This window comes from Microvirga sp. 2MCAF35, assembly GCF_052115545.1.
In the GTDB taxonomy this organism is placed as follows: domain Bacteria; phylum Pseudomonadota; class Alphaproteobacteria; order Rhizobiales; family Beijerinckiaceae; genus Microvirga.
Genome location: NZ_JBFRGW010000012.1, coordinates 1 through 23714 on the forward strand (window position 1 = coordinate 1; position 23714 = coordinate 23714).

General features: G+C 63.7%; 20 protein-coding genes. 8 read left to right on the forward strand and 12 right to left on the reverse strand.

The genetic code is table 11. The annotated features are described in order from the left end of the window. Positions 1-542: 542 nt before the first annotated feature. The 4 genes from AB4097_RS08340 to AB4097_RS08355 all read left to right on the forward strand — a co-directional run bounded on the left by AB4097_RS08340 (position 543) and on the right by AB4097_RS08355 (position 4971). Positions 543-875, forward strand: coding sequence for a hypothetical protein (locus AB4097_RS08340; RefSeq protein ID WP_442038369.1), 333 nt, complete (start codon positions 543-545; stop codon positions 873-875). A gap of 527 nt (positions 876-1402) precedes the next feature. Continuing rightward, positions 1403-3730: a calcium-binding protein gene (locus AB4097_RS08345; protein ID WP_442038371.1), complete on the forward strand. Its 2328-nt coding sequence runs from the start codon at positions 1403-1405 to the stop codon at positions 3728-3730. Between the two features lie 155 nt (positions 3731-3885). Further along, positions 3886-4596, forward strand: coding sequence for a glutathione S-transferase (locus AB4097_RS08350; RefSeq protein ID WP_442038373.1), 711 nt, complete (start codon positions 3886-3888; stop codon positions 4594-4596). A 90-nt stretch (positions 4597-4686) separates the two neighbouring features. Further along, positions 4687-4971 (forward strand): hypothetical protein, encoded by a 285-nt coding sequence (locus tag AB4097_RS08355; protein WP_442038375.1) that lies wholly within the window; start codon positions 4687-4689, stop codon positions 4969-4971. Positions 4972-5059: 88 nt separating this feature from the next. Here the strand turns inward: AB4097_RS08355 and AB4097_RS08360 are convergent, their stop codons facing one another. Then, positions 5060-5848 carry a class II glutamine amidotransferase gene (locus AB4097_RS08360; protein ID WP_442038377.1) on the reverse strand — a complete coding sequence of 263 codons (789 nt, stop codon included), beginning with the start codon at positions 5846-5848 and terminating at the stop codon, positions 5060-5062. 309 nt (positions 5849-6157) lie between these two features. Between AB4097_RS08360 and AB4097_RS08365 the strand changes: the two genes are divergently transcribed. Next, a complete protein-coding gene (locus AB4097_RS08365) occupies positions 6158-7564 on the forward strand; it encodes a sodium:proton antiporter (RefSeq protein ID WP_442038379.1) in 1407 nt (468 codons plus the stop codon). Between the two features lie 156 nt (positions 7565-7720). On the opposite strand, the gene AB4097_RS08370 is transcribed toward AB4097_RS08365, so the two are convergent. Continuing rightward, positions 7721-8815: an NAD(P)/FAD-dependent oxidoreductase gene (locus AB4097_RS08370; protein WP_442038536.1), complete on the reverse strand. Its 1095-nt coding sequence runs from the start codon at positions 8813-8815 to the stop codon at positions 7721-7723. Between the two features lie 96 nt (positions 8816-8911). Continuing rightward, positions 8912-9967 (reverse strand): ABC transporter ATP-binding protein, encoded by a 1056-nt coding sequence (locus tag AB4097_RS08375; RefSeq protein WP_442038381.1) that lies wholly within the window; start codon positions 9965-9967, stop codon positions 8912-8914. A 304-nt stretch (positions 9968-10271) separates the two neighbouring features. On the opposite strand from AB4097_RS08375, the gene AB4097_RS08380 reads away from it, so the two are divergent. Beyond that, positions 10272-11372: a Gfo/Idh/MocA family protein gene (locus AB4097_RS08380; RefSeq protein WP_442038383.1), complete on the forward strand. Its 1101-nt coding sequence runs from the start codon at positions 10272-10274 to the stop codon at positions 11370-11372. Between the two features lie 91 nt (positions 11373-11463). Here AB4097_RS08380 and AB4097_RS08385 read toward each other — a convergent pair whose 3' ends face one another. From AB4097_RS08385 to AB4097_RS08410, 6 genes are all read right to left on the reverse strand, one after another. Further along, positions 11464-12267 (reverse strand): NAD-dependent epimerase/dehydratase family protein, encoded by an 804-nt coding sequence (locus AB4097_RS08385; RefSeq protein WP_442038385.1) that lies wholly within the window; start codon positions 12265-12267, stop codon positions 11464-11466. 116 nt (positions 12268-12383) lie between these two features. Next, positions 12384-13262 (reverse strand): SMP-30/gluconolactonase/LRE family protein, encoded by an 879-nt coding sequence (locus AB4097_RS08390; RefSeq protein WP_442038387.1) that lies wholly within the window; start codon positions 13260-13262, stop codon positions 12384-12386. Next, positions 13262-14293: a Gfo/Idh/MocA family protein gene (locus tag AB4097_RS08395; RefSeq protein ID WP_442038389.1), complete on the reverse strand. Its 1032-nt coding sequence runs from the start codon at positions 14291-14293 to the stop codon at positions 13262-13264. Before AB4097_RS08395 ends, AB4097_RS08390 begins: the two co-directional genes overlap by 1 nt. Before the next feature lie 11 nt (positions 14294-14304). Next, the gene (locus AB4097_RS08400; RefSeq protein WP_442038391.1) at positions 14305-15165 is read right to left on the reverse strand and encodes a carbohydrate ABC transporter permease; all 861 of its coding nucleotides are present in this window, start codon (positions 15163-15165) and stop codon (positions 14305-14307) included. Then, positions 15158-16099 carry a carbohydrate ABC transporter permease gene (locus AB4097_RS08405; protein WP_442038393.1) on the reverse strand — a complete coding sequence of 314 codons (942 nt, stop codon included), beginning with the start codon at positions 16097-16099 and terminating at the stop codon, positions 15158-15160. The genes AB4097_RS08400 and AB4097_RS08405 overlap by 8 nt, the downstream gene beginning before the upstream one ends. Before the next feature lie 87 nt (positions 16100-16186). Beyond that, positions 16187-17467, reverse strand: coding sequence for an ABC transporter substrate-binding protein (locus tag AB4097_RS08410; protein ID WP_442038395.1), 1281 nt, complete (start codon positions 17465-17467; stop codon positions 16187-16189). Between the two features lie 362 nt (positions 17468-17829). Between AB4097_RS08410 and AB4097_RS08415 the strand changes: the two genes are divergently transcribed. Together AB4097_RS08415 and AB4097_RS08420 are read left to right on the forward strand one after the other, a co-directional pair. After that, positions 17830-19080, forward strand: a complete 1251-nt coding sequence (locus AB4097_RS08415) for a Gfo/Idh/MocA family protein (RefSeq protein ID WP_442038397.1) — start codon at positions 17830-17832, stop codon at positions 19078-19080. 77 nt (positions 19081-19157) lie between these two features. Then, complete coding sequence (locus AB4097_RS08420; RefSeq protein WP_442038399.1) at positions 19158-20357, forward strand: Ldh family oxidoreductase; 1200 nt, start codon at positions 19158-19160, stop codon at positions 20355-20357. 121 nt (positions 20358-20478) lie between these two features. Here AB4097_RS08420 and AB4097_RS08425 read toward each other — a convergent pair whose 3' ends face one another. Genes AB4097_RS08425 through AB4097_RS08435 form a run of 3 tightly spaced genes read right to left on the reverse strand, consistent with a single transcriptional unit; the run spans position 20479 to position 23713 of the window. Next, positions 20479-21345, reverse strand: coding sequence for a sugar phosphate isomerase/epimerase family protein (locus AB4097_RS08425; protein WP_442038401.1), 867 nt, complete (start codon positions 21343-21345; stop codon positions 20479-20481). A 3-nt stretch (positions 21346-21348) separates the two neighbouring features. Next, positions 21349-22539, reverse strand: coding sequence for a dihydrodipicolinate synthase family protein (locus tag AB4097_RS08430; protein ID WP_442038403.1), 1191 nt, complete (start codon positions 22537-22539; stop codon positions 21349-21351). Beyond that, positions 22526-23713 (reverse strand): Gfo/Idh/MocA family protein, encoded by a 1188-nt coding sequence (locus AB4097_RS08435; protein ID WP_442038405.1) that lies wholly within the window; start codon positions 23711-23713, stop codon positions 22526-22528. The genes AB4097_RS08430 and AB4097_RS08435 overlap by 14 nt, the downstream gene beginning before the upstream one ends. Position 23714 lies beyond the last annotated feature (1 nt).

Genomic DNA, 23714 nt, shown 5'->3' on the forward strand with positions numbered 1-23714 from the left:
CTCTCACCCTCCGGCCTCATCCTGAGGAGGTCACGTCAATGACCGTCTCGAAGGAGGCTCCAGTACGCGCAGGATGATCCTTCGAGACGCAGCTGCGCTGCTCCTCAGGATGAGGCCGGAGGGTTTGGGAGAGAAGGCGTGGATGGCCGCAACAGGTGCGGCCATGACGTGTGGAAGCTGCAAACGGGGTGGTCATCCCCTCTCTCGGGCGGGAGAGGGGCAGGGGTAAGGGCCTCCGGCGCCCCGGAATGACAGCGAGGGTGCTTTTCAGCATCGCGATGGCGCCCCCATTGACCCCGCACCCCTGTTGCGTGTTACCTCGTCACCGGAGCCGGACGCATCCGGTTCTGGGGCGTGAGAACCCCGACTTACGGCGGCCGGTATCGGCCGTGACGATGCCTTCCCAACCTTACGGTCGGGGAGGCGATGGCGCATGTCCAGGGCGAAAGCCTAAAGGTCATCGCGGTCGTCCGTAGGCGGCTTCTCAACTCCCCGACCACCAGCGGTGCTGGTGGTCGCTTCACCTCAAGGGAGTTGTCGCGATGGACCAGCCTTACAGCCTATGGGCCGATTGGCTCTCGAAATTCCACACTTGGTCCGAGTTTATCCAAGCCCTCTGGCTCGTCGCCATTCCGGTGACCGTACTCGGTCTCGCATGGCTAGCGCTGCGCGGCATCCGCGATCTCATCCCAGCGCTCTCCCGCCGTGAGTGGCGCGGCCACCTGATCTACGGCGTCTACCAGGATCCGCAGGGCCGCTGGATGGTCTATTGGCACGACCGCCAGCCGCAGGAAGTCGACTGGACCAACCCGCCGCCCGAGCTCATCGGGCGCGGGCAGGTGGTGCAGGGCGTGTTCCGCAGGCCGCAAGAGTGAGGAGGGGAAATGACACCCTCGACGTCATGGCCGGACTTGTTCCGGCCACCCACGTCTTACACCGATCACGCAGAACAAGGCGTGGGTGGCCGTGACGAAGAAGGGCAAGAGCGAGGGCACGGAAATGTGCTTCAGCGCACGGCCAAGCTCGGCCTCGGAGGCTCTGTCCCTCCCTGCGGGCAAAGGCATTCCTGATGCAGGAACAATCGCTTAGCTGATTTCCGGACAGAGCCCGACACCGGCAACGGCCTTCTGTAACGGTCGCACCTCTCTGAACGGAGAGTTGTGAGACCGAACTCACGTCAATATAGCGTAACGTAAGCTGCTCCGATGAATCGGCTGCCGGAACGGTGGCGGATCGAGAGAGCGGCACCTGAACGAAGACACGACAGGGCAAAGCTCACCTCGCTTTCATCGGATCCGGCCAAGGCCGGGTTCTCCACGCCTGTAGCCACCGACGAGTCCAGGCTCGGCGGAGCACACCATCTCTCATCATTCGGCGCATGCGCCTTTCAGGAGAATACACAATGGCCGTTGTTACGCCCAAGATCTGGAGCCCTCTGGATGCCGCCACGCTCGACGGCAATGCCGACCAAGACTCACTCACCATGCTGCCGAACGGCGGCTATGTGGTAACGTGGCGCGAGAACCAGAAAATCGCATTCCAGCTCTACGATGGAACAGGCGCCAAGGTCGGTGCGAAGAGCACCGTGGAAGGTTCAACCGCGCCGCAGCAATTCTCGGATGTGGTCAGCTACACGGCTGACGGGGGCTTCGCCATTACTTGGACCGAGGGCGCCGGAACGGGGCGCATTCTCCGGGTGCAGAAATTCAACTACGACGGAAGCTCCAACGGCGCGGCTACGATAATCAGTCAGTCCACGCTAACGGACGGTGCACAGATCGCTGCCAATGGCACCACAGGCGGCTGGGCTACGGCTTCTATCGAGGTGGTCAATAATTCTAATATGGTTGTCCTGAAGCACTTTGATGCAAACGGCACTGCTGGAGCTTCGGTAGAGGTCACTGATCCCTCAAGCGTGGATCGCCCGGATCTAACTTGGTTGGGTGGTTCGAAATACGTCGTATCCTATCTGCTGGGCGGGCATCGCTGGTTCACACTTGTCGATGGAAACTCCACTGGAATAACAGTCGGCCCATCACCAGAATTTTCGATTGAAACGAAGGTCGTCGCTCTTAAAGGGGCCGATGGCCAGCCTTCAGGCGATTTCGTCGTCGTCCATGACACGGATATCGGAACCGGCACGATTTCTGCAGAGCGATATCACCTTGCAGCAGATGGAACTCTGACCTCACTTGGAACGACTCCGATCTCGACTGGTGGGCAGCCGAGCACGGGTGACAAGTTGAGCGTCACGGCTCTCAAAGGCGGCGGCTACGCTGTCGCTTATGTGGCACCCGGTGGAGCAACTCCTCACGACGTTTGGGTCAAGGTCGTCGATGCGAACGGGCAGGTGGGTCCCGCGATCAATCTCAGCGCCCAAGCAGGCGAGCAGGTTACTCCATCGATTTTCGAGACGGCGGACGGTCGCCTGGCTATTTCCTGGCACGATCGATCCTATCCGACCTACGGAATTGGCGGCATCGTCACGAAGCTCATCGACGCCCGTGCTGAAAAGATCACCGTCACCGGCACGTCCAAGAACGACATCTACGCTCCGTCTGAGCATGCAGGTGACACCCTCAACGGCGGCGATGGTATCGACACCCTGACCTTCCAGGCGGCCGGTAGCGGCGTGGCGGTAGATCTCGCGGCGGGTATTGGAACGGCCGGCATTGCAGCGGGTGACACCTATACCAACTTCGAGAAGGTGATCGGCTCGAATTTCGGCGACACGCTTGCAGGTAGCAACGGCGCGAGCACGCTGCAGGGCGGCGCGGGCGACGACGTCTACTTCGTCAAGGCTGGCACGACGCTCGTGGAAGGTGCTGGCGGTGGCACCGACACGGTCTACAGCGACGCGAGCTACACGCTGGCCGATCACCTCGAGAACCTGTTCGCCACGGGCTCGGCCGCCATCAATCTTACCGGCAACGAGAGCAACAACCTCATTGTCGGTAACGAGGCGAACAACCAGCTCTTCGGCGCCGGCGGCAACGACACCCTGCTCGGCGGCGGCGGCAACGACACCCTCAATGGCGGTGCGGGCGACGACGTGATCGATGGCGGCGCCGGTGCCGATTACATGGATGGCGGCGCGGGCAACGACACATATGTGATCAACGACGTCAACGACGTGGTGAACGACACTGGCGGCGGCATCGACTCGGTGACGGTGACCGTCTCCTACGACCTCAACAGGCTCGCGGGCATCGAGAACATCAACGGCTCGGGCTCGGCTTCGATCACCCTGATGGGAACCGCCGGCAACAACGGCATGAACGGCGGCGACGGTGCCGACATTCTCTACGGCAATGCCGGCAACGACGTGCTGAACGGCTTCGGCGGCAGCGACCGGCTCCATGGCGGTCTCGGCGCCGATATCCTCACCGGCGGGTCGGGCAAGGACATCTTCGTGTTCGACACCAATCCGAAGACGAAGGGCAATGCCGACAGGATCACGGACTTCAACGTCCGCGACGACTCGATCTACCTGGAGAACAAGTACTTCAAGGGCATGCCTGCCGGCTCGCTCTCGAAGCCGAAGAAGATGGCGAGCAAGTACTTCTATGTCGGCACCAAGGCGCACGATGCCGACGACCGGATCATCTACAACAAGAAGACGGGCGTGCTCTCTTACGACGATGACGGCAACGGCGCTCACAAGGCCGTTGCCATTGCGACCCTCTCCAAGAACCTGAAGATGACGTACAGTGACTTCTTCGTGATCTAACCTGGTCCCGGCCTGTTCCTCAGGCCGGACCAAACTTGCAAGGGCGTCCTGCTCCACAGGGCGCCCTTTTTCTGTCTCGGCGGACGTGCGCCGCCTCGAGCGGAACCCTTCCGGCCCCATCGTCCTTTGTGTCGGAGCACCGGAGGAAGATCAGCATGCCCTATGAACTCTATTATTGGCCGAGCATCCAGGGGCGCGGGGAATTCGTCAGGCTCGCATTGGAAGAGGCCGGGGCCGATTATGCCGACGTGGCCCGGGAGCCGGAGGGCCTCGCGGCGATGATGCGGATGATGGACCACGCGGAGCGCCCGCCCTTCGCGCCGCCCTTTCTCAAGGACGGCGAGACGATCATCGGACAGAGTGCCGCCATCCTGCTCTATCTCGGAGCGCGGCACGGCCTCGCCCCCAAGGATCCGGCGGGCGGGCTCTGGGCGCATCAGATCCAGCTCACCATCGCGGATTTCGTCGCCGAGGCCCATGACACGCATCACCCGGTCGGCGTCGGCCTCTATTACGAGGACCAGAAGGACGAGGCGCTCCGGCGATCGGAGGAATTCCGCCAAGGCCGGATTCCGAAGTTCCTGAACTGGTTCGAGACGATCCTCGCCCGCAATCCCGCCGGCGACGGGCATCTCGTCGGCCGCGCTCTGACCTATGTGGATCTCTCCCTGTTCCAGGCCGTGGAGGGGCTCGCCTATGCCTTCCCCAAGGCGACACGGCGCGCCTTGAAGGACGCCCCACGTGTGGCCGCCCTGCATGATGCCGTGGCCGAACGGCCGCGGATCAAGGCCTATTGCGACAGTCCCCGGCGCATTCCCTTCAACCAGGAGGGCATTTTCCGCCACTATCCCGAACTGGACGGGTAAGAGCTTTTTAAGGGTCGATGGGACTGGATGGCGCCATGCCTCAATTCTTCCACTCTGCCTGGGGATTCTAAGGCGGATCAGGAGCAGACCATGAACGACGATACCGAAGGCGTTGCGATCCGGCTCTGGCGCGACCGCGCGCAATTGCGCGAGCAGGAGCGGAATGAGATCCAGGCCCGCCTGCGGATCGCCGAGGAGAAGATCGCGATCCTGATGGCCGAGAACGACCGGCTCGCCACGGAGAATGCCCGGCTCAGAACCCTCGCCAGCCCGGATGAAGGCTCCGCCCGTACCGAGACGGAACTTCAGATGGAAGCGCTGAAAGGCGCCCTGATGTCCCTGATTGCGCGGCCGGCCGACAGCCTGAACTCATGAAGAAGAGCCTGCGCTCAACGATGCGCTCTTTCAGAAATGGAGCATCGGGTGGATCCCAAAAGTGCATTCCACTTTTGGGTCCGATGCTCTACGCGGCCAGGCGCCCCATGGCCTCGTTCAGGCATTCCACCGTGACGCCGCCGGCCCGGGCGACGAGGCTGCAGCCCTTCGGCACCTCGCGCCAGCCCCGGGTCTTGTCGTCGATGGGCTCGGAGACCACGAGCAGGTTGCCGTCGACCTCGCGGAAATAGAGGGTCGGCGGCTTGGCATCGCAGGCCCAGCGATAGGCCCACAGGTTCTCGCCATCGGTGAAGGCGGCGGTGAAGCGCAGGGCCTCGTCGATGCCGGCCTCGTTCATCAGGCCGCGCACCTGCTTGAGGGTCCTGGCCATGGCGATCACGGGCTCCTCGGGCAATCCGTTGGCGAGGGCGAGGAGGAAGATCGCCTCGGAATCCGTGGTGCCGAGGCGGCGATCGTAGAGCTCGTCCGGGATCAGGGCCTCCAGCCGCCGCTTGATGCGTCCATAGCCGCCGATCTGGCCGTTATGCATGAAGAGATAACGGCCATGGGCGAAGGGGTGGCAATTGGCCCGCGTGGTCGAGGTGCCCGTGGAGGCGCGCACATGGGCGAAGAACAGACGCGAGCGCACCTGCTCGCACAGGCTTCTCAGGTTCTCGTCCGACCAGGCCGGGCGGACCTCCCGGTAGATGCCCGGCTCGCTGCGCTCCCCGTACCAGCCGATGCCGAACCCGTCCCCGTTCGTCTCGGTCTTGGCCTCGACCGCGTGCAGGGACTGATGGACCAGCGAATGGGCCGGGGCGCAGACGAGTTCGTCGAGGAAGATCGGCTCCCCCCGATAGGCGAGAAAGCGGCACATGGTTTTACGGCAACCCCTTGGCCCACAGATCCTTGTAATGATGTTGTACTATCTTTGACTTATGGTGAATAGCCGGTTAACGGCCAGAGCATCGGACCCAAAAGTGGAATGCACTTTTGGGATCCACCCGATGCTCCTTCTTTTGGCTGGCGCATCGTTCGGGACGGAAAACCGGGTCCACTTTTCGCTAGCGCGGCCCGCTGGGTCCGCACGATGCGCGGGCCGTTGCGGCGCCCTGTCGATTCCCATAAAAGCATTCGCAATCATTCGATAAAAAGCCGGTCGGGCCGGCACGGGAATTTCGACAACATGCTTCGCCTTTCGCGCCTGGCGCCGGCTGCCGCGCTGATCCTCCTGCCTCAGGCAGCCTTCGCGGCGGAATTCGACGGGGCGAGCCTCGGCTTCGCCTGGGCCCTGCCCTTCGCCGGGATCCTTCTCTCCATCGCCCTGTTCCCCCTGCTGGCGCCGCATGTCTGGGAGCATCACCAGGGCAAGATCGCGGCCCTCTGGGGCCTGCTGGTGCTGATCCCGATGGCGCTCGCCTTCGGCCCGGTGACGGCAATCCATGCCCTCGCCCACACGGCGTTCCTGGAATACATCCCGTTCATCCTGCTGCTCCTGGCGCTGTTCACGGTGGCGGGCGGCATCCTCGTGCGCGGCAACATCCATGGTGCGCCGGGTGTGAACACGATGCTCTTGGGAATTGGCACGGTGCTCGCGAGCTTCATCGGCACGACGGGCGCCTCCATGGTGATGATCCGGCCGATCATGCGCGCCAATGACGACCGGCGGCACAACGTGCACGTGATCGTGTTCTTCATCTTCCTGGTGTCGAACATCGGCGGCTCTCTCACGCCGCTCGGCGACCCGCCGCTCTTCCTCGGCTTCCTGCGCGGCGTCGAGTTCTTCTGGACCACCACGCACCTGTTTCCGGAAACGCTGTTCGCGAGCCTTCTCCTGCTCGCGCTGTTCTTCGTGATCGATCTCGTCGTCTACAAGAAGGAAGGCCGCGTGCGCCCCGATCCGACGCCCGACAATCCGGTGCGCGTCACGGGCGGCATGAATTTCCTGCTGATCTTCATCATCATCGCGGCCATCCTCATGAGCGCCACCACCGATCTCGGCCGCGTGACCGTGCTCGGCGCGGAGATCGAACTCGCCAACGCCCTGCGCGACCTCATCATGATCGTGGTCACGATCATTTCGCTCAAGACGACGCCGGAGGCCAACCGGATCGAGAACGGCTTCTCCTGGGGGCCGATCAAGGAGGTGGCGAAACTCTTCGCCGGCATCTTCATCGCGATCATTCCGGTGCTCGCCATGCTGAAGGCAGGCGCGGACGGTGCCTTCGCGCCCCTCGTCGCCCTCGTGACCCATCCGGACGGCAGCGCCAACAACGCGGCCTATTTCTGGCTCTCGGGCGGCCTATCCTCGTTCCTCGACAATGCGCCGACCTACCTGGTGTTCTTCGAGCTCGCCGGCGGCGATCCGCAGACGCTGATGACCACCGGCGCGCTGACGCTCAGCGCCATCTCGGCCGGGGCGGTGTTCATGGGCGCCAACTCCTATATCGGCAACGCGCCCAACTTCATGGTCTACGCGATTGCCCGCGAAGGCGGCGTGAAGATGCCGAGCTTCTTCGGCTACCTGCTCTGGTCGGGCGCGATCCTGATCCCGACCTTCCTACTGCTGACGCTGCTGTTCTTCAGGGGGTGACACGCACAACTGTCATTCCGGGGCGCCGGAGGCGAGCCCGGAACCCATAACCGCTCAGGTGTAGGAAGAGGCGTAACGCTCATCACGTCATCTCGAAGCGACGTGGGTATGGATCCCGGGCTCCGCTGCGCGGCCCCGGGATGACAGTGAGAATTTTTAAGCGCCCAGCCTCTCCGCCACGTCCTCGGCGATCGACAGACACGAGGTCAGGCCCGGACTTTCGATTCCGAAGAGGTTCACGAGCCCGGGAAGGCCATGCTCGGCCGGGCCGTCGATCATGAAATCGGCGGCCTTCTCGCCGGCGCCCGTGAGCTTGGGACGGATGCCGGAATAATCGGGCACGAGGGAGCCATCGGGCAGGCCCGGCCAATAGCGGCGGATGGAGGCGTAGAAGCTCTCAGACCGGCGCGGATCGACCTCGTATGCCTCACGGTCGATCCATTCCACATCGGGCCCGAACCGCATGCGGCCCGCAAGATCGAGCGTCACATGCGTGCCCAAACCGCCATCGACAGGGGCCGGATAGATCAGCCGCGAGAAGGCGGGCTTGCCGAGGCAGCCGAAGTAATTGCCCTTCGCGAGCACCAGCGGCGGCACGTGCTCTTCGGGATAGCCTTCCGTCGCGCGGGCGAGAGCCTGCGCGCCGAGACCCGCCGCGTTGATCACCGCATCGACGGTGAGGTCCATCGGCTCCGATCCACCCACATGCACCTCCCATCCGGCGCCGTTGCGGGCGATCCGTTCCACGGGAGCATGAAAGGCGATGACGCCGCCCGCATTCTCGAGATCGCCCTGCAGCGCGAGCATGAGCGCATGGCTGTCGACGATCCCCGTTTCCTGCGAAAGCACGGCGCCCGTGCAGGCGAGATTCGGCTCGAGGGCGCGCGCTTCCTCGCCCGTCAAATAGGCAAGGCCTTCGACGCCGTTCGTCAGCCCCTGCTCGTAAATGCCCTCGATCTTGGCCTGTTCGAGATCGTTGGTGGCGACGATCAGCTTGCCGCATTTCGCGTGAGGCACGCCGTGGCTCTCGCAGAAGGCATAGAGCATCCGCCGCCCCTCGACGCAATGGCGTGCGCGCAGCGAACCGGAGGGATAATACATGCCGGCATGAATGACTTCGCTGTTGCGCGAGGACACGCCGTTGCCGATGCCGCCGGTCGCCTCGACGACGATCACGCTATGGCCGCTAAGGCCGAGCACACGCGCGACAGCAAGCCCCACGACCCCTGCGCCGATCACCAGGACGTCTATGATCGCCTCCCCGTCACCCCGGCAATGACAGCATCGCCGATCTCACAAAAAAGGGCGGCCGCGCAGATGCGGGCCGCCCTCAAGTGACTTGCTCACTCAGATGCGCTTGCCGGTCTGCTCGTCGAAGAGGTGGACGAGCTTCGGATCGGGCGTGACGCGGATCTGCTGGCCCGGCTGCGCGTTGACGCGCTCGCGGAACACCCCGACCACGTCCGTGCCGCCGAACTTGGCGAACACCTGCGTCTCCGATCCGGTCGGCTCGACCACGGCCACCTCGGCCGGCACGCCGTTCGCATCGTCCAGCATGAAGTGCTCGGGCCGGATGCCGTAGATGATCGGCTGGCCGTCCGAGGCGGCGGGGGCGTTCGCCACCGGCAGGGTGATGCCGCTCGCGGTCACGAACCGGCCGCCCTGCAGATGACCCTTGAGGAAGTTCATCGCCGGCGAGCCGATGAAGCCGGCGACGAAGAGGTTGGCCGGACGGTCGTAGAGCTCGAGCGGCGCGCCGACCTGCTCCACCACGCCGTCGTGCATCACGACGATCTTGTCCGCCATGGTCATGGCCTCGATCTGGTCGTGGGTCACGTAGATGGTGGTGGTCTTCAGGCGCTGGTGCAGGGCCTTGATCTCGGTGCGCATGGCCACGCGCAGCTTGGCATCGAGGTTGGACAGCGGCTCGTCGAACAGGAACACCTGCGGATCGCGCACGATGGCGCGGCCCATGGCGACGCGCTGGCGCTGGCCGCCGGAGAGCTGGCGCGGGTAGCGGTCGAGGAGCTTGTTCAGGCCCAGGATCTCGGCGGCGCGGTCGACGCGGGACTTGATCTCGGATTTCGGCGCCTTCTTGAGCTTGAGCGAGAAGGCCATGTTGTCGGCCACCGTCATATGCGGGTAGAGCGCATAGTTCTGGAACACCATGGCGATGTCGCGCTCTTTCGGCGGCACGTCGTTGACCACCTTCGGGCCGATGCGCAGTTCGCCGCCGGATACGCTCTCCAGGCCGGCGATCATGCGCAGCAGGGTGGACTTGCCGCATCCCGACGGCCCGACGAGGATGACGAACTCCCCGTCCTGGATGTCGATGGACACGCCGTGAATGACCGGTACCGTTCCGAAATTCTTGCGGATGTTGCGGATCTCAACTGAGGCCACGGGGCTTCCTCCAAAACGTTGTGCGGTCGCGGCACTCTCAGGGTGCCCTGCAGAACCTTGATAAGGCTACGCTAACGTATGTGTTTTTACGACTTGATCAAGTTAAGCACATATCATGTTGCACGACAAATCTTGACATGCAAGCCGGAGTGACGTTGCATCGCGAAGATTACGGTTCCTGAAGCTCAGCCATATGAGTCGCTGTCATCCGTCCGCAGACCCGTCTGCCGTCGCGCACAGGAACCGTTCTGCATGTCAAGCTCAAAGGGCCTTCACGGTCCGGAGCCAAGGGAGAAGAGCGCCTATGATCAAGAATGTTGCGGTCGTCGGCTGCGGAATTGGCCGCACCCACATTGTTTCCTATGCGGCTCATCCGGACAAGTTCCGCGTGGTCGCCATCTGTGATCTCAACGACGAGCGCCTGGCGAGCATCGGCGACGAGTTCGGCATCGAGCGGCGGACCAAGGATTTCGACGAGGTTCTCCGAATGGAGGATGTGGACATCGTCGACGTCTGCACGCCCCCGGCGGTCCATCTCGAACAGATCCTGGCGGCCCTCGCCGCCGGCAAGAACGTGATCTGCGAGAAGCCGCTCGTCGGCTCCGTGGCGGATGTGGACAAGGTGATCGCGGCCGAGAAGCAATCCAAGGGCCGGGTACTGCCGATCTTTCAGTACCGCTACGGCAACGGCATCATGAAAGCCAAGCACCTGATCGACCAGGGCATAGCCGGCAAGCCTTACCTCGCGTCCGTCGAAGTGTTCTGGAAGCGCACCGCGAAGTACTACGACAATCCCTGGCGCGGGCGTTGGGAAACCGAGCTCGGCGGCGTGCTCGTCACCCATGCGATTCACCTGCACGACCTGCTCACCTTCGTCATGGGCCCGGTGAAATCCGTGTTCGCCCGCGCGGCGACCCGCGTGAACGACATCGAGGTCGAGGATTGCGTCGTCGGCAGCCTGGAGCTGCAGAACGGCGCCCTGGCCTCCACGGCCGCGACTCTGGGCTCGCAGGACGAGATCAGCCGCCTGCGCTTCTGCTTCGAGAACGTGACGTTCGAGAGCTGCCAGAAACCCTACGCTCCGGGTGACGACCCCTGGAAGATCATCCCCGCCTCGCCCGAGGTGCAGGCGAAAATCGACCAGGCCTTCGAGGGATGGAATTTCGTTCCGACCCGCTTCGAAGGATTGTTCGCCCCCTATCACGAGGCGCTCGTGACCGGCGGTGAACTTCCGATCACCTTGGCCGATGCGCGCCGCTCGCTGGAGCTGCTGACAGCGTTCTATCAATCCATCGAGACCGAGCGTCCTCAGAATGTGCAGGTCGGCCCGGACCATCCGCGTTATGAGAACTGGAGCCTTGCGAACAAGGGCGCCGACATCTTGCGCTACGCGGCCCGCGCGTAGTCCTTGATGGCATGAGAGACCGGAGCGCTCGCGTGGCGCTCCGGTTTTTTTATTTGTCGAGCCCTGAAACCTGTTGATTGCCGGTGCGGTCTCAGCCCAGCCATTCCTTACGGCTCGAGAATTCCTCCGGCACGAAGTTCCCGCCCTGATAGAGGCGGGCAAGCTCCGTCTTGAGCTCGATGCTCTCGACCTCGGCGGCATAATCCTCCGCGTTGTCCCGCGGCTCGTAGCCGAGGCGATGGGCAGCGGAGTTGTCCCACCAGGAGCGCGTGTTCCGGGAGACGCCATAGACAATCTCGTGGACGTAATCGGCGGTCAGACCCACCTGGACCAGGCGCACGAAATCGTCCTGCGACAACCATGTGGACAGGGCGCGCCGGTTGTCCGGCTTCGGCAGGCACGAACCGATCCTCAGGCAGAGGCTGCGGATACCGTGCTTGTAGGCATAGAGCGCCGCCACATCCTCTCCGAAGGCCTTCGTCAGGCCATAGCGTGAATCGGGACGGGGCGAGCTTTCGCCGGACAGCGTCCTATCATTCGGATACATGCCGGTGGCATGGTTGCTGCTGGCGAAGATCACGCGCTCGACGCCAGCGTGCCGCGCGCCTTCATAGAGATTAACGGTGCCGCCGATGTTGGTTCGCAGCATCTCGGACCATCCGGTCTCATAGGGGAGGCCCCCGAGATGGATGACGGCGTCCACGCCTTCACACAGGCCCCGAACGGCAGCCTCGTCGGCAAGATCGCAGGAAACGATCTGCTCGCCAGCCCCGGCAGGCTCCATGGGGACGATGTCGGACAGCCGCACCAGCTCGCATTGTCCGGCAAGAGACCGGCGCAAGATTGTTCCGAGACGGCCGGCGGCTCCGGTGATCAGGATTCGTTTCGAGGTCATGGCTGGTTCGCGGTGCTGATGATCGAAGAAATATTTATAGGATATATGATGAATTTTGGAGGCGAAAGGAACACGATCCAGGGAGAATCATCACCAAGATCGATGAAACCTGCCCGTTAGGCGTCCGCCCATCGTTCGATCCTTACCCCGGCGACGGGAGACGACGCGATGAACAGGCTGCCGGATTGCGGCGCGGCAGCCAAAACGTCGGGATTGTCCGGCTGAAGGGATGTGATCACGAGGGTCTTCAGGTCGTCGCCGCAGAAGCACGGCATGGTGGGGGCAGGCACGGGAACCGGATGGGTTTCCACGATCTCTCCCGCCGGCGAGAAGCGGTTCAACCGTCCGGCGGACACGCCGGAACTCCAGTAGAAGCCTTCCGCGTCGCAGGCACCGCCGTCCGGCCGACCCCGGGCCTCGTCGAGCGTGGCGAAGCGTGACCGGTTCGCGAGGATGCCCGAGGACGGGTCGAAATCGTAGCGGTCGATCCAGGGGCCGCGGGAATCCGAGTGGAACATGGTGCGGCCATCGGCCGACCAGGCGAGCCCGTTCGACACGAGGCAGACATGCTCGAGCACGCGGGTCACGCGGCCTCGCCCGTCGACACGGTAGAGCGAAGCGCGTGGCTCCTTCTGCGGGCGGTCGTCCATCGACCCGACCCAGAACGCGCCGTCGGGTCCCACCTTGCCGTCGTTCAGCCGGTGCCAGGCCGGCTCGCCGGGAACCTCCGCGATGATGTCGAGGCGCTCAGCATCCGGATCGAAGACCGCGATGGTGCGCTCCAATGCCACGACCAAGCGGCAGCTGGTGCCAAGCCCGATGGAGCCGACGACCCGGGGCATCGTCCAGGTGCGGCGCTCCGTGCCGTCGAGCCGAATGGCATGGATCGCCGGAGCCTTGATGTCGATGAAGAACAGGACCTTTCGGCGATCGTCCCAGACGGGACTCTCGCCGATGCCGCAGCGCACGTCCTTGAGCAGGCGGAAGTCGAGCATCACCGGGGCGCCTGCCCGGTCGGCGCCGCTTCGGCCAGCGCCTGCGCCTTGAGGGTCAGCTCCATGGCCTTGAAGCAATGCTCCTGCCCCATGGCCGTCTCGGTCCGATCCCGCACATCGTTGAGGAAATGGCGCCCGTAAGCCAGCTCCTCATTGGAGCAGTCGAGATGACGCATGCCGGTCTTGTCCACGAGGAAGAGGTGATCCTTGCCCTCGCGTCCGGCAATGTCGATGTACTTGCGCATCTCGATGTAGCCATCGGTGCCGACGACCATGACGCGCCCGTCGCCCCAGATCGGCAGGCCGTCCGGGGTGAACCAGTCGACGCGGATATAGCCCGTGGCATCGGCGGATTTGAGCGTCATCTCGCCGAAATCCTGAAGGCCCGGCGTCTGAGGATTGTTGCGGTTGGCCACCATCGCATAGGTGACCTCGGCATCCTTGGCGCCCGTGTAGAACAGGAACTGCTCGCATTGATGGGACGCGATGTCGGTGAGAATTCCCCCATAGGCCGCCCGCTCGAAGAACCAGGACGGGCGGATGGGCGCATTCAACCGATGCGGGCCGAGGCCCAGGGTATTCACGACCTTGCCGATGGCTCCAGCGCGGATCAGCTCGCCGGCCTTATCGGTGACGCGGCTGCTGAAATGCTCGGAGTAGAAGATGGAGTAGATCCGCCCCGTCTCCCGCTGGACCCGGCGGACTTCGGCCAGCTCCTCGAGGGTGATCATGCCCGGCTTGTCGACCATGTAGTCCTTGCCGTGACGCATGACCTCGATGCCGATCCGCGCGCGATCCTTCGGGATCGCGGAACTGAGAACGACCGCGATGCTGTCGTCCTCCAGGATCCGGCGTGGGTCGTCCACGCGCTTGGCCTGCGGATAGCGCTCCGCGAAGGAAGCCGCGAGATCATCCTCCTTGGCGAAGAAGGACACGAACTCGGCCCCGGCGCCGAGAAGGGCATCGACCTGACCGAAGATGTGGTTGTGGTTGATGCCGATCGCAGCGAAGCGAATTTCGGATGCTGACATTCGCTTGATCCTCAGCCCTTGAGACCGGTGGTGGCGATGCCTTCGATGAGAAGGCGCTGGAAGACCCCGAAGAACAGCAGAACCGGGATCAGGGCGACTACCGACATGGCGAAGAGGGCGCTCCAGTCGGATTTGCCCGTGGAGTCCACGAAGGTGCGCAGGCCGAGCTGGACTGTGTACTGGCTCGCATCGTTCAGATAGATGAGCGGGCCGAAGAAGTCGTCCCAGGTCCAGATGAAGGTGAAGATCGCCGCCGTGGCGAGCGCCGGCACGGACAGTGGCAGCATGACGCTCCAGAAGATGCGCCAGGGACCGGCGCCGTCGATGATCGCCGCCTCGTCGAGCTCGCGCGGGATGCCGCGGAAGAACTGATACAGCAGGAAGATGAAGAAGGCGTCGGCGGCCAGGAACTTGGGCACCACCAGCGGCAGGAAGGTGTTCACCCAGTCGAGGTTCAGGAACAGCACGTATTGCGGAATGAGGGTCACGTGATACGGCAGCATCAGCGTGCCGAGCATGAGCGCGAACCAGAAGTTCTTCAGCGGGAACTTCAGGCGCGCGAAGGCATAGGCCGCGAGCGAGCAGGAAAACACGTTGCCGATCACGCTGAGGACCGAAATCACCAGCGAGTTCCAGAAGAAGGTCCCGAAGCTCACCGTCAGGCCGGACCAGCCGCGGATATAGGCATCGATGGTGAAGCTGTTCGGCCAGAGCGACGCGTTCCCGAAGATCTCGTTGTCCGGCTTGAAGCTGCTCGCGAGCATCCACAACAGCGGATAGAGCATGACCAGCGAAACGGCGCACAGGATCACATGGTACAGAAGCGAGCGGGCGCCGCTGACATTCTGCGTCGGAGCTGCAGCGTTAGTCATTGTAATGGACCCAGTAGCGAGAGGTGAGGAACGAGAAGGCGGTGAAGCAGGCGATGATGATCAGCAGGATCCATGCCAGAGCCGACGCATATCCCATGCGGAAATAGGCGAAGCCTTCCTGATACAGGTACAGGGTATAGAAGAGGGTCGAGTCGATGGGCCCGCCGGTGCCCTCGCTGATGATGAAGGCCGGCGTGAAGGCCTTGAAGGCGTCGATGGTCTGCACGATGCCGTTGAAGAACACCACGGGGGTGAGCAGCGGCAGGGTGATCTTGAAGAACTGCTGCACCTTGTTGGCGCCGTCGATGTTCGCGGCCTCGTACACGTCCGGCGGGATCTGCCGCAGGCCGGCGAGGAAGATGATCATCGGCGAGCCGAACTGCCAGACGCTGAGCAGCACCAGCGTGTAGAGCGAGTAGTTCGGATCGGAGATCCAGCTCGGTCCCTGGATGCCGAAAAAGCCCAGCGCCACGTTGGCGAGGCCGTCCTTGGCGAAGAGCTGGCGCCAGAGCACCGCGATGGCGACGCTCGCACCGAGCAGTGAGGGCAAATAGAAGAGGGCGCGGTACAGGGGCAGACCGGCGATGCCGCGGTTGAGCACCATCGCGAGGCCGAGCGCGAAGGCAAGCTTCAGCGGAACCGCCAGGATGACGTAGGTGAAAGTCACCTGCATGGAGTGCAGGAACTTCACGTCGTTGGTGACGATGCGCTGGTAATTGGCCAACCCGATGAACTGCGGATCCTGCAGCAGGTCGAAATTGGTGAAGGACAGATAAAGGGATGCGAGCGTCGGGCCGAGGGTCAGCCCGAGGAAGCCGATGAGCCAGGGCGCGAGAAACGAATAGGAGACGAGCGTCCGGGACAAGGCCCCGCGGCGCTTGCTGCGCTTCTCCGGCTCGATGATCGTCAAAGGAATTTGAGCGGTTGTTGTCATCAGGAATGGCTCACAGCAATGTCATGATAGACGGACAGGCCGACCCGGTGCGGCTGGGTCGGCCTGGTGAGTCAGAAGGCGCTCGCGTCAGGCGCGGCTCAGAATGGCCTGGGCTTCGCTGACATACTGCTTGCCGCCATCGGCAGGGGACAGGCGCCCGAAGCCGACCTGCTCGGCAATCCGGCGCAGCATGGTCTGGATCTCACCGGCGCCCTTCGGGGGAGCGGGCGGGATCGGCCCGACCTTGGGCGTGACGTGAGAGATGAAGTTCACGACGAGCTTGCCCATGTCGTCGAGCTCCGCCGAAACCGCGTCCCGGATCTTGGGCGAGGCGGGCACGCCGCGTTCCACGCCGAGGATTTTCGCCCCGTCCACGTTCTCCACGGTGAAGTTGGCGAACTTCACCGCCTGTTCGGCCACCTTCGAGCGGGCATAGATGCTCCACATCATCGACGGCTTGAGATAATGGCCTGGGTTCGGGCCCGCGCCCTGCGGATACATGGTGACGCCGAGCGGGTTCTTGTTGAGAACTTGGTAGCCGACATACTGGTTCGAGTGGTTGAACGCGCAGGCGGCGCGGCCCTGCGTGAGCAGGTTCGTCTCGATGTTGTTCTTGTCGAGCGCCTGCAGGTCGGCCGGCGGGCAGGCCTTCGCCTCGCGCGCTTTGGCCCACATGGCGAACCAGTCGCCCGCGTCCTTCTCGTCCAAGCCGAGCTTGCCGTCCTCGGTGAACAATGCCTTGCCGCGCTGGCGCAGCCAGTTCTCGAAAGCGGTCTCTTCCGGACTGCCGTCGGAGGTGCCGAAATATTCGCCGTTATGTGCCTTGGTCACCGCAGCGGCGAGTTCGAAGAACTTATCCCAGGTCACGTCGACCGGCTCGGGCACACCGGCCTTCTGGAACGCGGCCTTGTTGTAGATCAGGGCGTTGGAGTTGTTGCCGATATTAATGCCGTAGAGCTTGCCGTCGACCTTGCAGCTGTCGAGGGAGGCCTTGTCGAAATCGCCGATGGTGAGCGACTTGCCCATGAACTCGTCGAGCGGCAGCAGGGCGCCGCGGCGGGCATATTCCGCCACATACCGGTAATCCATCTGGATCAGGTCGGGAGCGTTGCGGCCGGCCGCCTGGGTGGCGAGACGGGGCCAGTAATCGCCCCAGGCGAGGGTCTCCCCGTCGATCTTCACGCTCGGGTTCTGCTCCTGGTAGAGCGCGACCGCCTTCAGGGTGCGGTCGGCGCGCTCTTTCGAGCCCCACCAGTACAGGCGAACGCGCGCATCCTGCGCGAAAGCCGGAAGGCTCCCCATTGCGCTGAGTCCGGCAGACCCGAGGGCCGCCTTCAACAGTGTCCTACGGTTAAGGTCATGAGTCATGTGGCGTATCTCCCTCTTGGGCGCCGCTTGGGCGGCCGCCCGGACTTGCTGCCTCTTAACTGGCGACAATCCTTTTTCTTTGGCTTGCGTCGCGCCGAGGCTTCGGTCCCTCCGCCCATACGCTACGCCAGCACTTTTCTTTTGTCGCCGTCCGACATGAAGCTAAAATTTAGAATGGTTGTATGTCAACCAGTTGTATGATGTAATTTGCCGATCTAAGCTCCTTTACCGAAGCTTCCCAAGAGATAACCAGTGAGTGAACGAGCCTTCCCCCTGGTTTGCCGTCGGCTGAAGCTCATATTTGTACGACAAATTAAGCGCTCAGTACCGTTAAGAGCGTAGCAGCAGGAGAACCCAAGAGAATGGACCGCGCCAACAGGAAACGCATTGCCCTCATCGGCACCGGCCATCGCGGCACGAGCATGTGGGGAATCAACGTCGTCAAAGGTTACGGCGACTTCGTCGAGATCGTCGCCCTGTGCGACATCAACCAGCTTCGCGCCGAGCGCGCCCGGGGCTTTTTGGGAATCGATGCTCCCATCTATGCCGACGCCCAGGAGATGATCGCGACCGTCAAGCCGGACACGGTGATCATCTGCACCCGGGATTCGAATCACGACGAGATGATCGTGCGGGCCCTCGAAGCGGGCGTGAACGTCATCACCGAAAAGCCGATGACCACGACGGCCGAGAAGGTGCGGCGCATCCTCGATGCCGAGAAGCGCACGGGCAAGCGCGTCGACGTGACCTTCAACTACCGCTACGCCCCGACCGTCCGGAAGATCAAGGAACTCCTGAACTCGGGCGTGATCGGCGACGTCACCTCCATCGATTTCCACTGGTTCCTCGACAACAAGCACGGGGCTGACTATTTCCGCCGCTGGCATGCCGTCGAGGAGAATTCCGGCAGCCTGTTCGTGCACAAGAGCACGCACCATTTCGACCTGATGAACTGGTACCTGGATGACGACCCGGAGGACGTGTCTGCCTTCGCGAGCCTGCGCAAGTACGGCAAGGCCGGTCCATTCCGCGGCGAGCGCTGCAAAACCTGCCCGCATGCGAGCTACTGCGACTATTACATGGACATCAGCCAGGATCCCTGGCTCGAGGCTCTCTACGAGGATCCCTCGCGCGAGGACGGCTATGTGCGCGACGCCTGCGTGTTCCGCGAGGAGATCGACATCCCCGACACCATGTCGGCCATGATCCGCTACCGGAACGGCGTGCAGGTCACCTATTCGGTGAACACCTACATGCCGATCGAGGGCCACTTCATCGCCTTCGACGGCACCAAGGGCCGAATCCAGATGCGCCAGTTCGAGCGCCAGCCCTGGGAGACGCCGGAGCACGACGAGATCCTGCTCGTGCGGAACTTCGGCGGCGCGGAGACCATCAAGGTTCCGCATGAGCCGGGCGGACATTTCGGCGGCGACCCGAAGCTGCAGGACATGCTCTTCAAGCCGGATACGCCCGATCCGCTGAACCAGCGCGCAGGCTCCCGCGCCGGCGCCATGTCGGTGCTGTGCGGCATCGCGGCGCTTCAGAGCGCGAAGACGGGCCAGCTGGTCAGCGTCTCCAAGCTGCTGGACCCGGCGCAGGCCATCGCCGCCTGATGCCCATGGAGGTGGCGCAAGCCACCTCCTCACCGGCTCCACGGAGCCGCCGAATTGATCAAACGAAAGCATACGCAATGGTCGCGAGCGAGAATTTCTCGGCGGATGTGATTCGCGCCCAGATCGAGGCGATCCTGCGGACCTGGGGCATGAGCGAGGACAAGCTCATCCTGACGGCCGAGGTGATGGTCGAGACGGATCTGCGCGGCATCGACTCGCATGGCATCTCGATGCTCACGCAATATGCCCAGATGCAGAATGCCGGGCAGCTGCGGCTTCAGGCCGAACCCAGGATCGTCCGGCAGAGCGCGAGCACGGCCCTGATCGACGGCGGAGCCGGATTGGGCCATCCCGCCGCTCTGATGGGCATGAACCTCGCCATCGAGAAGGCGCTGGCGCACGATGTCGGCGTCGTCTCGGTGTTCAACTCCCACCACTTCGGCGCCGCCGGCTACTACGCCACCATGGCGGCGGAGCGCGGGCTGATCGGCGTCGTATCGTCGACGACCCGCGTGATCTCCGTCGTGCCGACGAATGGGGTCGAGCGTGTGCTCGGCACCAATCCGATCGCCGTTGCGGTTCCCGCGGGATCCCATCCGGACATCTGCCTCGACATTTCCACCAGCGTCGTGGCGGCCAACAAGGTCAAGGTCTATGCCCTCCAGGGCAAGGAGCTTCCGCCCGGATGGGTGATCGACGGTCAGGGACAGCCGGTCACGGATTCCGCCCAGGCCTTCCGCCAGATTTTCGAGGGCCGTGAGGGTGGCCTCACCCCGGTCGGCGGCGACGGCAGCGATATGGGAGGCCATAAGGGATACGGGCTCGGCCTGATCGCCCAGATCCTGTCGGGCACCCTCTCCGGCGCATCCTTCTCGCCGGTCAGGAACAAGACGCAGAAGCCGTCCGATCCCGACAACATCGGGCATTTCTTCATGGCCCTGAACCCGGCGGCCTTCAGGCCGTTCGATGAATTCCAAGCGGACGTGGAGGCGATCGTCGATACGCTCCATGCCACGAAGCCAGTCCGTGAGGACGAGCCGGTCTTGATACCGGGCGAACCGGAATGGACAGCCCGGGAAGAGCGTCTCGCAAAGGGCATACCGATCCCTGAGACGTTGAAACTGAAAGTGCAGGAGATCGCAGAAGCGGCCGGCGCTCCCTATCTGCTGCAATCGGCGCTAGCGCATCGTGCGGACCCAGCGGGCCGCGCTAGCGAAAAGTGGACCCGGTTTTCCGCGCCGAACGATGCGCCGCATAAAGGATTGAGCATCGGATAGCCCAAAAGTGCATTCCACTTTTGGGTCCGATGCTCTAGCCGCGTAATCGGTTTACGGCTCCCGCCCGTAGGCGAGAGCCTGTCTTTCAAGACACGATGTCAAAGATCGAACGGGCGTCTGCTCAGACGACCGTGCGGTGACGCTCGATGCAGGTGGCGAGCACCTCCTCCATCGGCCGTTTCCACCAATTGCTCTCAGAGAAGATCTCGACTTCCGAATAGCCGGCGAAACCGACCGCCTCGACCTCGTGACGGATGCCGCGCAGGTCGATGACGCCGTCGCCCATCATGCCGCGGTCGAGCAGCAGGTCCGTGGTGGGCACCAGCCAGTCGCAGACATGATAGGCAAGGAGCCGGTCCTGTCCCGTGCGCTGGATCTGCTCCTTCAGTTCCGGATCCCACCAGACGTGATAGACGTCGACGGCGAGGCCCAGCATCCCGGTCCGCTCCGGATCGACCCGGTCGCAGATGTCGAGAGCCTGGCGCATGGTGTTCACGCAGGCCCGGTCCGCCGCATACATGGGATGCAGCGGCTCGATGGCGAGCGGGAGGCCGGCCTGACGCGAATAGTCGAGCAGCGTCGCGATGCCGTCCTCGACCATAGCGCGGGCGGCGCCGATGTCCTTCGAGACATGAGAGCCGGGCCGCGAGTATTGCGGCAGGCCACCCACCACGAGCACGAGGCAAGGAGCCCCGAGCGCGACCGCCTCGTCCACGGCGCGCCGGTTGTCGTCGGCGGCCTCCTGCAGCTTTGCCGCATCGGCCGGAAACATGCCGCCGCGGCAATAACCGGAAAGTTCGAGCCCCGCATCCTTCACGGCGGCCACAGCCCGGTTGAGACCGACCTGCGCCACCTGATCGCGCCAGGGCGAGATCGCCTTGATGTCGGCCCGGGCGCAGGCCTCCGTGATAGCGACGAGGTCGCCCTGCTTTCTCACCGTCGCCGTGTTGATCGACAGGGCGCGGTGATCGCCGGAAAAATCACGCATGCGTCAAGCCTCCACCCCATGCGTGGCGAGGACGTGGCGCATGCGCTCCACGGCGAGATCCGGGTCCCGCAGCAGCCCGGCCTTGTCCGCCAGGCGGAAGAGCTCGGCGAGATGCAGGGTCGAGCGCGCGCTCTCCTGCCCGCCGACCATGGTGAAGTGGTCCTGGTGATCGTTAAGATAGGCCATGAACACGACGCCGGTCTTGTAGAACCGCGTCGGCGCCCGGAAGATATGCCGCGACAGCGGCACCGTCGGCGCGAGCGCCTCGTGGAACGCGTCGAGATTACCGGCAGCCAGGCTCACGAGAGCCGATGACGCCGCCGGCGCGATGGCATCGAAGATGCCGAGCAGCGCATGCGAATAACCCTGCTCGTCGCCGGCGATCAGCTCGGCATAGTTGAAGTCGTCGCCCGTATACATCCGCACGCGCTTGTCGAGGCGGCGGCGCATGGCGATCTCCTTGTCCTTGTCGAGGAGCGAGATCTTGACGCCGTCGACCTTGGACGCGTTGTCGTTGATGATCGCCACGGCCGTGTCCATGGCGGCATCGAGGTCGTCCGTGCCCCAATAGCCCGCCAGGGCCGGATCGAACATGTCGCCGAGCCAGTGAATGATCACAGGCTCCTTCGCCTGACCGAGGATCCGGTTATAGACCTTGACGTAGTCGTCCGGCGACTTGGCGACGCGGGCGAGTGCCCGCGAGGCCATCAGGATGATGCGCCCGCCGACCGCCTCGATGGCGGCGAACTGCTCCTCGTAGGCGCGGATCACGTCGTCGATGCTGCGCGCCGCTTCCGGAGCCAGATGGTCCGTGCCGGCGCCGGAGAACACCAGGGCATTGCCGCGCGCCTTGGCGGCGCCGACCGAACGGCGGATCAGCTCGAGAGAGGTGGGCCAGTCGAGCCCCATGCCGCGCTGCGCGGTGTCCATGGCTTCCGCCACGCCGAGACCGAGATCCCAGAGGCGCTCGCGGTAGGCGATGGTCTTGTCCCAATCAATGGCGGCCTGCAGCCACGGATCCGCATCGGCGAGCGGATCGGCGACCACGTGGGCGGCCGAGAACGCGATGCGGTTCATCGGCCCGCTCACCTTGTCCGGGAAGGATTTCGGCGCGGAAAGCTTATAGGTTTCCAGGCTGCGATCCGCCTGCGGCAGGCGGATCGCCAGGGCGCTGACGGCTTCAGGCCGGTTCATGCTGCTTCTCCTTCGCGGCGCCCACGTTCAGCGGCGGCACGTCGACCCAGCGGCGCTCGCGCCAGCTCTCCAGAGCGCATTCGACGAGCTGAACGCCCTTGGCGCCTTCCACCAGCGTGTACTTGTAGGGCGCGTCCTCGACCACGTGACGGACGAACATCTCCCATTGGGTCTTGAAGCCGTTGTCGTAGACCGTGTTGTCGGGCACCGGCTGCCAGTCGGCGTAGAAATCGATGGTCTGCTTCTGATCCGGATTCCAGACCGGGCGCGGCGTGGCCTGGCGCGGCTGGATCACGCAATCGGTGAGGCCGGCCACGGCCGAACCGTGCGTTCCGTCCACGTGGAACGTGACGAGATCGTCACGATAGACCCGGGTGCACCAGGACATGTTGATGTGGGCGATCACGCCGCCATCGAGCATGAAGGTGGCGTAGGCGGAATCGTCGGCGGTCGCGGGATAAGGCTTGCCCTTCTCATCCACGCGCTCGGGGATATGCGTCGAGCCGATGCAGGAGACCGAGCGCACCTCGCCGAAGAGGTTGTCGAGCACGTAGCGCCAGTGGCAGACCATGTCGAGGATCATGCCGCCGCCGTCCTCGGAGCGGTAGTTCCAGGACGGACGCTGCGCCGGCTGGCCCCAATCGCCCTCGAAGACCCAATAGCCGAACTCACCGCGCACGGACAGCATGCGGCCGAAGAAGCCGGAATCGCGCAGCATCTTCAGCTTCTGCAGACCGGGCAGGAACAGCTTGTCCTGCACGGTGCCGTTCTTCACGCCCTTCTCGCGGGCGAGACGGACGATCTTCAAGGCTTCAGGCAGGTTCGTGGAGATCGGCTTCTCGCAATAAATGTGCTTGCCGGCATTGATCGCCTGCTCCAGCAGGGTCGGGCGCATCTGGGTCGTCGCCGCGTCGAAGAAGATCTCGTCCTTCGGGTCCGCGATGGCGGCATCGAGATCGGTCGTCCAGCGGTCGATGCCGTAGGTCTTGGCGAGTTCCTGGATCTTGTCCGCGTTGCGTCCGACCAGGATGGGATCGAGCTGCACCTTCGACCCGTCCGAGAGCGTCACGCCGCCCTGGGCGCGGATCGCCGCGACGGAGCGGATGAGGTGCTGGTTCATGCCCATGCGGCCGGTGATGCCGTGCATCACGATGCCTAATCTGCGCTGTGCCATA